The organism is Streptomyces coryli (genome assembly GCF_011044975.1).
GTDB classification, from domain to species: domain Bacteria; phylum Actinomycetota; class Actinomycetes; order Streptomycetales; family Streptomycetaceae; genus Streptomyces; species Streptomyces coryli.
Genome location: NZ_JAAKZV010000267.1, coordinates 1 through 10055, shown reverse-complemented (window position 1 = coordinate 10055; position 10055 = coordinate 1). Strand labels below are relative to the sequence as shown.

At 72.4% G+C, this 10055-nt stretch carries 8 protein-coding genes and 1 pseudogene; 5 read left to right on the top strand and 4 right to left on the bottom strand.

The genetic code is table 11. The features are described 5' to 3' along the window. The first annotated feature begins 15 nt into the window (after positions 1 to 15). Together G5C51_RS35550 and alc are read left to right on the top strand one after the other, a co-directional pair. The gene (locus G5C51_RS35550) at positions 16 to 846 is read left to right on the top strand and encodes a LysR substrate-binding domain-containing protein (protein ID WP_165243892.1); all 831 of its coding nucleotides are present in this window, start codon (positions 16 to 18) and stop codon (positions 844 to 846) included. A gap of 60 nt (positions 847 to 906) precedes the next feature. After that, positions 907 to 1995: an allantoicase gene (gene alc, locus G5C51_RS35545; RefSeq protein WP_165243890.1), complete on the top strand. Its 1089-nt coding sequence runs from the start codon at positions 907 to 909 to the stop codon at positions 1993 to 1995. A gap of 12 nt (positions 1996 to 2007) precedes the next feature. On the opposite strand, the gene G5C51_RS35540 is transcribed toward alc, so the two are convergent. Continuing rightward, the gene (locus G5C51_RS35540; protein ID WP_165243888.1) at positions 2008 to 2820 is read right to left on the bottom strand and encodes a VOC family protein; all 813 of its coding nucleotides are present in this window, start codon (positions 2818 to 2820) and stop codon (positions 2008 to 2010) included. Between the two features lie 55 nt (positions 2821 to 2875). Further along, the gene (locus G5C51_RS35535) at positions 2876 to 3385 is read right to left on the bottom strand and encodes a MarR family winged helix-turn-helix transcriptional regulator (protein ID WP_420824894.1); all 510 of its coding nucleotides are present in this window, start codon (positions 3383 to 3385) and stop codon (positions 2876 to 2878) included. A 123-nt stretch (positions 3386 to 3508) separates the two neighbouring features. On the opposite strand from G5C51_RS35535, the gene G5C51_RS35530 reads away from it, so the two are divergent. From G5C51_RS35530 to G5C51_RS35520, 3 genes are all read left to right on the top strand, one after another. Continuing rightward, positions 3509 to 4444: an EamA family transporter gene (locus G5C51_RS35530; RefSeq protein ID WP_165243884.1), complete on the top strand. Its 936-nt coding sequence runs from the start codon at positions 3509 to 3511 to the stop codon at positions 4442 to 4444. 102 nt (positions 4445 to 4546) lie between these two features. Beyond that, positions 4547 to 5866 carry an RNA polymerase subunit sigma-70 gene (locus G5C51_RS35525; protein WP_165243882.1) on the top strand — a complete coding sequence of 440 codons (1320 nt, stop codon included), beginning with the start codon at positions 4547 to 4549 and terminating at the stop codon, positions 5864 to 5866. 67 nt (positions 5867 to 5933) lie between these two features. Then, positions 5934 to 6719 carry an SDR family oxidoreductase gene (locus G5C51_RS35520; RefSeq protein ID WP_165243894.1) on the top strand — a complete coding sequence of 262 codons (786 nt, stop codon included), beginning with the start codon at positions 5934 to 5936 and terminating at the stop codon, positions 6717 to 6719. A gap of 58 nt (positions 6720 to 6777) precedes the next feature. On the opposite strand, the gene pepN is transcribed toward G5C51_RS35520, so the two are convergent. Both pepN and G5C51_RS35510 read right to left on the bottom strand, forming a co-directional pair. After that, on the bottom strand, positions 6778 to 9348 hold the full coding sequence (gene pepN, locus G5C51_RS35515; RefSeq protein ID WP_165243880.1) for an aminopeptidase N: 2571 nt from the start codon (positions 9346 to 9348) through the stop codon (positions 6778 to 6780). Between the two features lie 83 nt (positions 9349 to 9431). Next, a pseudogene (locus tag G5C51_RS35510) lies at positions 9432 to 10055 on the bottom strand (TerD family protein); the annotation flags it as partial.

The window sequence follows — 10055 nt, the reverse complement described above, 5'->3', positions numbered from 1 at the left end:
CCGTAAGGTTGCACCGTGGTCGACTGGGACATCAAGAAGCTCCGCATCCTCCGAGCCCTCGCAGACACCGGCACCGTCACCGCCGCTGCCGAGGCGCTGCACATGACGCCCTCCGCCGTCTCTCAGCAGCTCTCCGGACTCGCCAAGCAAGTAGGCGCTCCGCTCCTCGAAGCCCACGGCCGCCGCGTCCGTCTCACCGAGGCCGCCCATCTCGTCCTACGCCACGCCGACACCGTCTTCGCCCAGCTCGAGCGCGCCGACGCCGAGCTCACCGGCTATCTCTCCGGTGACGTCGGCGAGGTCCGCGTCAGCGCCTTCTCCACCGCCGTCCCGGCCCTCGTCGTACCCGCCGTGACCGAGCTCCGCCGCACCCACCCCGGCCTCCACATCCGCGTCACCGAAGCCGAGGCCGAAGCCGCCTACGAGCTCCTCGCCGCCGGTGAAGCCGACCTCGCCCTCTCCCTCGCCGCCCACGCGCCGTCCGCCCGCGACCCCCGCTTCAAGCGCGTCGAGCTCCTCGCCGACGAGCCCTGGATCTACGGCAGCAGCGGCCCCTGGTCGGACATCACCCTCGCCGCATGCGAGGCCGCGGGCTTCACGCCCGAGCAGGCGCACGCCGCCGCCGACTGGTCGGCGATCCTCGCGATGGTGGCCGCCGGCATGGGCGTCGCCCTGATTCCGCGCATGGCCCTGACGAGCAGCGAGCCCCCCGCCGGGACCGTCGTCCGCGCCCTCCAGGCCGACCAGCCCCGCCGCCACGTCGTCGCGGCGGTACGCAGCGGTGCCGAGGCCGCGCCAGGCGTGTCCCGGGTCCTCGCCGCCCTCCGGACCGTTCAGGTCAACTGAACGCTCACATCAGAAAGTTTCGATGGACCTGATGGTCCCTGCGGCGGCATCGTCGTAGCCATGACGACGACCACCAACCCCAAGACCACCAACCCCAACGACGCCCAGCCCTACCTCTCCGGCGATCCCTACGCCGACTACCGCCCCGCCACCGACCCGGCCTTCGCCAAGCTCACCGAGCTCACCGACCTCGCCGACCGGCGCCTCGGCGGGGCCGTCGTCGCCGCCAACGACGAGTTCTTCGCCGAGCGCGAGAATCTCCTCGTCCCCACTCCCGCCGTCTTCGACCCGCACCACTTCGGCCACAAGGGCAAGGTCATGGACGGCTGGGAGACCCGCCGCCGGCGCGGCACCGGAGCCGCCACCCCGCACCCGACCGCCGACGACTACGACTGGGCGGTCATCCGCCTCGGCGTCCCGGGCGTAATCCACGGCGTCCTCGTCGACACCGCCCACTTCCGCGGCAACTACCCGCAGCAGGTCGCCGTCGAGGGCGCCACCAGCCCCGACGGCCCGTGGCACGAGCTCGTCGCCCGTACCGACGCCCGCGGCCACGCCGCGAACGGCTTCGCGGTCGCCGACGAGCGCCGCTTCACGCACCTGCGCCTGCGCCAGTACCCCGACGGCGGCGTCGCCCGGCTCCGGGTCTACGGCGAGCCGGTCCCCGACCCGGCGTGGCTGGAGCTGCTCGGCAGCTTCGACCTGGCCTGTGTCGTCAACGGGGCCTCCGTCGAAGGGGCTTCCGACCGCTTCTTCAGCGACCCCGCCAACCTGATCAGCCCCGACTTCTCCCGCAAGATGGAGGACGGCTGGGAGACCCGCCGCCGCCGCGACGACGGCCACGACTGGGCGGTCGTCCGGCTGGCCGCCGAGGGTGAGATACGGGCGCTGGAGCTGGACACCGCGTACTACAAGGGCAATTCGGCCGGCTGGGCCTCGGTGGAGGCGTACGCCGACGGCGAGTGGCGCGAGATCCTGCCGCGGACCCAGCTGGCGCCCGACGCCCCGCACCGCTTCCCGCTGGCGGCCCCCGCCCGGGCCACGCGCCTGCGCGTGAATACGTACCCGGACGGCGGCATCGCCCGCCTGCGCGCGCACGGCACCCTCACCGAAGCGGGCTGGGCCGACCTGCGCAAGCGCTTCGCGTAACCAGCAACGCGACTACGCGAACTCCGGCATCTCCCCCTCGGTCTTCGTCACGTCGATGACCGTGAACACCGCCCCCTGCGGCTCCTTCACCGTCGCGAGCCGGCCGAAGGGTGAGTCCTCCGGGCCCCAGACGACCTGGCCGCCGTGCTTCCGCACGGTGGCCACGGCGGCGTCGGCGTCCGCCACCGCGAAGCAGATGTTGAGGGGCGGCAGGGCGTCGGCCGGCATGTCGCTGCCGGCCGTCGCCATCCGGCCCATCGCCGGCATGTCCTGGCCCGGCACGCTCCACACCGCGTAGTCCATCTCCTCGCCCGCCATCTTCTGCGCGCTATAGCCGAAGACGGCGGGGAAGAAGGCGTCGGTCTTCGCGGCATCGCTCGTGTTGACCTCGGCCCAGCAGAACGCGCCCGGCTGCGGCTGCTCGCCCGGCGGCGGGAAGCCCACGTGCTGGTCGGCCTGCCACAGGCCGAAGGCGACGCCGGTCGGGTCGGTGGCGAGCGCCATCGTGCCGAACGGGCCCACCTGCATCGGCTCCATCTGCACCTGGCCGCCGTTCGCCTTGATCTTCGCCGCGGTGGCGGCGGCGTCCGGCGTCGCGAGATGCAGCGTCCACCCCGTCGGTTCGTCCTCACCGCCCGGCATCGGCGGCGCCAGCGCGGCGGCGGCCTGGCCGTCGGCGGTGAAGGCCTGGGTGTAGTTCCCGTACTCCTCGCCGGCGGACTGGAAGGTCCAGCCGAAGAGGTCGCCGTAGAACTCCCGCGCCTTGTCCAGGTCGGGGTAGGTCGCGTCCGCCCAGATGGGCGTCCCCTCGGTCGCTGAGGTCATGATGGATCGCCTCCGGAGGCGGAATGAGACGGGCGCGGCATATGCGCCCTATGTCCTATCCCTCCACGCTAGCCTCGCTCGACCGCACCAGCAGCCGCAGCAGCGCGGTGAGCTGCTCGGCCTGGGCGTCGCTCAGCCCCGCCATGGCCTCCCGCTGCACGGCGACGCCCACCACCACCGCCTCCTCGGCGAGCTCCCGGCCGCGCTCGGTGAGCGTCACCCGCAGCCCGCGGCGGTCCTTCGGGTCGGGGCTACGGGTGAGCAGCCCGGCCCGCTCCAGCTTGTCAAGACGGCCGGTCATGCCGCCCGTGGTGAGCAGCGTGGTGGCGGCCAGTTCGCGCGGGGAGAGGGTGTACGGCTCGCCGGAGCGGCGCAGCGCGGACAGCACGTCGAACTCGCCGCGGGAGATGCCGTACCGGCCGTACGTCTTCGTCATCCGGGCGCCGACCGTGTCCGCGATGCGGAAGATGCGGCCGATGACGTCCATGGGCACGGTGTCGAGGTCCGGCTTGGCGGCGCGCCATTGGGTGTTGATGGCGTCGACGGGGTCCGGGGTCGGGGTCATGAGGAACATTCAAGCGCTGGATGCGGTTGAGCCGCAAGCAACTGGGTTACCAGTAAGTGACTTGCAAGAGAGTTGCTTACTGCTAAGCTATTAGCAGTCAAAAGCTCTGAGGGGGGTCGTCTCATGTCGAACACCATTGGCACCAGCCGCATCGGCACGGTGGCGCTCACCGCGCTCGCGCCGCTCGCCTTCGGTTCCACCTTCGCGGTCACCACCGAGTTCCTGCCGCCGGACCGGCCGCTGTTCACCGCCGCGATGCGCGCGCTGCCGATCGGCCTGCTGCTGCTCGCCGTGGTCCGCGTCCTGCCGCGCGGCGCCTGGTGGGGGAAGGCCGCGGTGCTGGGTGTGCTCAACATCGGCGCCTTCTTCGGCCTCCTCTTCGTCGGCGCGTACCGCCTCCCCGGCGGCATCGCCGCGGTCCTCTCCGCGGTCGGCCCGCTGCTCGCCATCGGTTACGCGGCCGTGCTGCTCTCCGAGCGCCCCAACGTCCGCGGCGTCGTGGCCGGCCTGGCCGGCGTCTTCGGCGTCTCCCTGGTGGTGCTGCGCGGCGACGCGGCGCTCGACGCGGTCGGCATCGCCGCCGGCACCGGGGCCGTCGCCTCGATGACCCTCGGCGTCGTCCTGGCCAAGCGCTGGGGCCGCCCGGAAGGCGTCGGCGCGCTGACCTTCACCAGCTGGCAGCTCGTTGCCGGCGGCCTCTTCCTCGCCCCGCTCGCGCTGCTCGTCGAGGGCGCCCCGCCGGCCATGGACGGCGCCGCGATCGGCGGCTACGCCTACCTGGCCATCTTCACCACCGCGGTGCCGTACTTCCTCTGGTTCCGCGGCATGGCGCAGCTGCCCGCCACCTCGGTCGCCTTCCTCGGCCTGCTCAGCCCGGTCTCCGCGGCGCTGATCGGCTGGGTCGCGCTCGGCCAGGCGCTGGCCCCGGTGCAGATCGCCGGCATGGCGATCGCCCTCGGCAGCACGGTCCTCGGCCAGCTCCGGCCGCGCACCACGGGCCCGACGCGGCTGGTGGCCGCGGGCGGCACGGCGGTCCGGCGGGAGCCGATCGCCACCTGATTGCGTCACGCGGAGGGGACGTGATGTATTGCGCGGGTGCGGCGACGACGGTTTTCCGTCACGCCGCACCCGCGTTACGTATGTCCCGGGGGAGGGGCCGCGATGTCCGGGGAGACCTGCAGAACCTGCGGAAAGCCGCTGCCGAGCCGCACCGGCCGCCGCGGCCGCGCATCCGTGTACTGCTCGGCGGCCTGCCGCCAGCGGGCGTACCGGGAGCGGCGGACGCCGGACTCCGGCGTCACCGAACTCATCGCCGACGTGGCGGAGCGGGCCGGCCGGCTGACGGCCCGCCCACCGGAGCGGTTTTACGCGGACGTCACCGAACTCTCCTCCGCCGTCGGCCGACTGCGGCGCATCGCCCGTACGGCACGGTCGGGGGCGGAATCCGTAACGCGGCCGGCTGTGACGGAAAAAGCAGCCCCCGACCACCCCGCCGAAGCCGACTTCGCCGGCCGCCTGGAAGGCCACCGCCGCGAGCTGCAGGCGCACTGCTACCGCATGACCGGCTCCTACGACGAGTCCGAGGACCTGGTCCAGGAGGCGTTCCTCAAGGCCTGGCGCGCCCGCGAGTCCTACGACGAGCGGGCGGCGAGCCTGCGCACCTGGCTCTACCGCATCGCCACCAACACCTGCCTCGACCACCTGCGCCGCCACTCCCGCACGCCCACCCGCTACGAGCGCATCCCCGGCATGGAGCACGGCGACGCGGACCCGCCCGCCTTCATCACCTGGCTGCAGCCCTGCCCCGACGAGCTCCTCGCCGACGTACCGGACGCGGCGGCCGACCCCGAGGCGCAGGCGGTCGCCCGCGAGACCGGCGACCTGGTCTTCCTCGCCGCGCTGCAGTATCTGCCGCCGCGGCAGCGGGCGGCGCTGGTGCTACGGGACGTCGTCGGGCTGCCCGCCGCGGAGACGGCTGAGCTGCTGGAGCTGAGCACCGCCGCCGTCAACAGCGCGCTGCAGCGGGCCCGGCCGACGCTGCGCGAGCACCTGCCGGCCGGGTCGGACGGGCGTCTCGACTGGTCGGCGGCGGAGTTCGGCCCCCAGGAGCGCGCGGCCGTCGAGCGCTACCGGGCCGCCGCGGCGAACCTCGACATGGCCGCGATGGCGGCGCTGCTGACGGAGGACGCGAAGCTGACGATGCCGCCGAACCCGTTCTGGTTCGTCGGGCGGCAGGCGATCCTGGACTTCGTCGGCGCCTCCCTGGACCCGGTCCTGCCGACGTTCTTCGGCGAGTGGCGGCATGTGGAGACGCGGGCCAACGGGCGCCCCGCGGTGGCCGGTTACGTCAAGCGGCCGGGGACGACCGTCTTCCGCGCGCAGACCCTCGAGGTGCTGCGGGTGGAGGACGGGAGGATCGCGGAGATCACCACCTTCGAGCCGCATCTGCTGCCGGTTTTCGGGCTGCCGATGACTCTGTGACGCGGCGTGCGATGAGTCGGCGGGCCGCCGTGCGTATGTATGGGCACCAACGACACACGAGGAGCTCATCATGCTGCAGGACAAGAATGCGGTCATCTACGGCGCCGGCGGAAGCATCGGCTCGGCCGTCGCCCGCACCTTCGCCCGGGAGGGCGCGCGGGTCTTCCTGGCCGGTCGTACGGAGGCCACGCTGGCCGCGGTCGCGAAGGAGATCGAGGGCGCGGGCGGCCGGGCCGATGTCGCGGTCGTGGACGCGCTCGACGAGCGGGCCGTGGAGGCGCACGCGGACGCGGTGGTGGCGGCGGGCGGCTCGCTCGACGTATCGCTGAATCTGGTGTGGCGCGGGGACGCGCAGGGGACGCCGCTGCTCGACATGTCGGTGGCCGACTACACGTCCGCGGTGACGACGGGTATTACGGCGAACTTCATCACGGCGCGGGCCGCCGGGCGGCGGATGGTGGAGCAGGGTTCGGGCGTCATCCTCGCGCTGGACAGCGCGTCGGGGCAGAAGCCGTCGCCGATGATGGGTAGCACGTGCCCCACGGACGCGGCGGTCGACGCGCTGATCCGCCAGTTGGCGCAGGAGCTCGGGCCGAGCGGGGTGCGGGCGCTGGGGATGTGGGTCGCGGGCGTGCCGGAGACGATCACGCAGGAGAAGCTCGGGTCTGTGGACCCGGCGCTGGCTTCGCCGGAGGCGGTGGCCGGGGTGCTGGCGAATCTGGACGGCCTGCGGATGCTCCCGAAGTCGCCCCCGCTGCAGGAGATCGCCGAGCTGGCCGCGTTCCTCGCGTCCGACCGCGCGGGGGCCGTCACCGGGACGTGGGTGAACGGGACGGCGATGTTCGCGAGTTGAGCGATACGGCGAGGGGCCCGGCACACGATGTGCCGGGCCCCTCGCCGTGTCGTACGCGTCAGTCGTCGGCCGCCGCGTCCGCGGCCTGCGCGCGCAGCGCCCGCTCCACGCCCGCCCGGGACTCCGTCACCATCCGACGCAGCTTCGCATTCGGCTGCGCCTCGGCCAGCCACGCGTCCGTGGCGTCCAGCGTCGCCTGCGACACCTGCAGCGTCGGGTACAGCCCGACGATGATCTGCTGCCCGATCTCGTGGCTCCGCGACTCGAAGACGTCCTTCACGGCCGCGAAGTACTTCTCCGTGTACGGCGCCAGCAGCTCCCGCTGATCGGTCTGCACAAAGCCGCCGATCACCGCCTCCTGCACCGCGTTGGCCAGCTCGCTCTTCTCGACGACCTGCCGCCACGCCTCGGCCTTGGCCTCCGCCGTCGGGAAGGCCGCCCGCGCCATCGCGGCGTGCCGCTCACCGGCAGCCGTCCTGTCCCGCTCCAGCTCCGCCGCGATCTCGGCCTCGCCGACCTGCCCAGTGGCGGCGAGCCGCTGCAGGAACGCCCACCGCAGCTCGGTGTCGACGACCAGCCCGTCGAGCGACGACGTGCCGTCCAGCAGCGCCCGCAGCAGCGACAGCTGCTCGTCCGTACGGGCCGTGGCCGCGAACGCCCGCGCCCACGCCAGCTGGTGGTCGCTCGACGGCTCCGCCGCCCGCAGCTGCTCCAGCGTCGTCTCGCTCCACCGCGCCAGACCCGTCTCGCGCCAGTCCGGCGCCGCGTACAGGTCGAGCGCCAGCTTCACCTGCCGGTGCAGCGACTGCACCACGCCGATGTCGCTCTCCTTCGGGATGCCGGACAGCACCAGCTGCAGATAGTCGCGGGTGGCCAGCTCGCCGTCGCGGGTCATGTCCCAGGCCGAGGCCCACGACAGCGCCCGCGGCAGGGTGCTGTCGAAGTCGCCGAGGTGGCGGGTGACGGTGGCCAGCGACTGCGCGTCCAGGCGGACCTTCGCGTACGACAGGTCGTCGTCGTTCAGCAGCACCACCGCCGGGCGGCGGCGCCCGATCAGCTGGTCGACCTTCGTCAGCTCGCCGTCGACGTCGAGCTCGATCCGCTCGGTGCGGGTGAGCTTGCCGCCCTCCAGCTCGTACAGGCCGATCGCGATGCGGTGCGGGCGCAGCACGGGCTCGCCGGTGGCGCCCGCGGGCAGCGCCGGGGCCTCCTGCTTGATGGCGAAGGATGTGATGACGCCGTCCGCGTCCGTCTCGATCTCCGGCCGCAGGATGTTGATGCCCGCGGTCTGCAGCCACGCCTTCGACCAGGCCTTCAGGTCGCGGCCGCTGGTCTCCTCCAGGGCGCCGAGCAGGTCGGCCAGCCGGGTGTTCCCGAAGGCGTGCCGCTTGAAGTAGGTCTGCACGCCGCGGAAGAACTCGTCCATGCCGACGTACGCGACCAGCTGCTTCAGGACGGAGGCGCCCTTGGCGTACGTGATGCCGTCGAAGTTGACCAGCACGTCGTCGAGATCGCGGATCTCGGCCATGATCGGGTGGGTGGACGGGAGCTGGTCCTGCCGGTACGCCCAGGTCTTCATCTGGTTGGCGAAGGAGGTCCAGGAGTTGGGCCACTTCGAGCCCGGCGCGTAGGCCTGGCAGGCGATGGAGGTGTAGGTGGCGAACGACTCGTTCAGCCACAGGTCGTTCCACCACTCCATGGTGACCAGGTCGCCGAACCACATGTGGGCGAGCTCGTGCAGGATGGTCTCGGCCCGCGCCTCGTAGGCGGCGTCGGTCACCTTAGAGCGGAAGACGTACTGGTCGCGGATGGTGACGGCGCCCGCGTTCTCCATCGCGCCGGCGTTGAACTCGGGCACGAAGAGCTGGTCGTACTTCTCGAACGGGTACGCGTAGTCGAACTTCTCCTGGAACCAGTCGAAGCCCTGCCGGGTGACCGCGAAGATGTCGTCGGCGTCGAGGTACTCGGCGAGCGACGGGCGGCAGTAGATGGCGAGCGGGACGACGCGCCCGTTGCCCTCCCAGGTGCTGTGCACGGAGTGGTACGGGCCGACGATCAGCGCGGTGATGTAGGTGGAGATGCGCGGCGTCGGCGCGAAGGTCCACACGCCGTCGGCGTCCGGCTTCGGGGTGGGGGAGTTGGAGATGACGGTCCAGCCCTGCGGTGCCTTCACGGTGAACTGGAAGGTCGCCTTCAGGTCCGGCTGCTCGAAGTTCGGGAAGACCCGGCGGGCGTCCGGGACCTCGAACTGGGTGTAGAGGTAGGCCTGGTTGTCGACCGGGTCGACAAAGCGGTGCAGGCCCTCGCCGGTGTTGGTGTAATCGCAGTCGGCGGTGATCTTCAGCTCGTTCCGCGCCGCCAGCCCGGGCAGGGCGATGCGGGAGTCCGCGAAGACGGCCGCCGGGTCCAGCGCGGTGCCGTTCAGCACCACCTCGTGCACGGTCGGCGCGACCAGGTCGATGAAGGTCTCGGCACCGGGCTCGGCGGCCGTGAACGTCACGGTCGTCACCGAACGGAAGGTGCCCCCCTCCTGCGCGCCGGAGAGATCGAGCTCGATCTCGTACGACTCGACATCCAGCAGGCGCGCCCGCTGCTGCGCCTCGTCGCGGGTCAGGTTCGTGCCAGGCACCAGGGCATCTCCTTCAGACGGTGAGCTTCCGGCCATCCTTACACGCACGGATGGCCACAAGCGCCCGGGTTTCGCCCTCGGCGTCAGCCTCCTACGGAGATGCGCCAGGGGCCGTCCGCCTGGACGCGGAGGAGGCCGGGGCCGGTGACCGGGGCCAGCAGGTCGATGCGGCCGATCTCGTTGACCAGGAGGTCGCTCTCCTCCGGCCACTCGGGGTCGCCGGTCTTGGTGAGGTGGTCGACGACGACGTTGTCCTCGCCGTGGAAGGTGACGCTGAGCACGCCGGCCGGGCCCTCGTAGAGCAGCAGGTCATGCCCGCAGCCGTCCTGGGCGGGCGTCAGCCGGCGGGCCTCGCCGAGCGGCAGCACGCGCAGCGTCCACGGCTCGTCGGCCTCCACCAGCAGACCCAGCGGGCGGTCGGTGGGGGTGAGCGCGGCCGTGCGGGCGTGGACGTCGTCGAGGTAGCTGGTGAGCAGGTAGTCCCCGCTGCGGCCGTACGGGTCGAGGCCGCAGATGCTGACGGCGGGGCTGCCGGTGCAGTGGATCTCCAGCAGCACCCAGCTGCCGCGCGGCAGGCCGGGGTCGCAGGTGATCCGCTCCCGGCCGCGGCCCTGGTACAGCAGGGGCGGGAAGCCGGCGGCGAGGTCGGGCAGGGTGGCCGCCGCGGAGGCGTGGGCGAGGTGAGCGGGCGGGGCGTCGTAGGGGAC

What these genes read in the sequence shown, in the direction of transcription:
- G5C51_RS35530 (WP_165243884.1), top strand. Translation starts at nt 3,509, where the DNA reads ATGTCGAACACCATTGGCACCAGCCGCATCGGCACGGTGGCGCTCACC.
- G5C51_RS35540 (WP_165243888.1), bottom strand. Translation starts at nt 2,820, where the DNA reads ATGACCTCAGCGACCGAGGGGACGCCCATCTGGGCGGACGCGACCTAC.
- alc (WP_165243890.1), top strand. Translation starts at nt 907, where the DNA reads ATGACGACGACCACCAACCCCAAGACCACCAACCCCAACGACGCCCAG.
- G5C51_RS35525 (WP_165243882.1), top strand. Translation starts at nt 4,547, where the DNA reads ATGTCCGGGGAGACCTGCAGAACCTGCGGAAAGCCGCTGCCGAGCCGC.
- G5C51_RS35535 (WP_420824894.1), bottom strand. Translation starts at nt 3,385, where the DNA reads ATGACCCCGACCCCGGACCCCGTCGACGCCATCAACACCCAATGGCGC.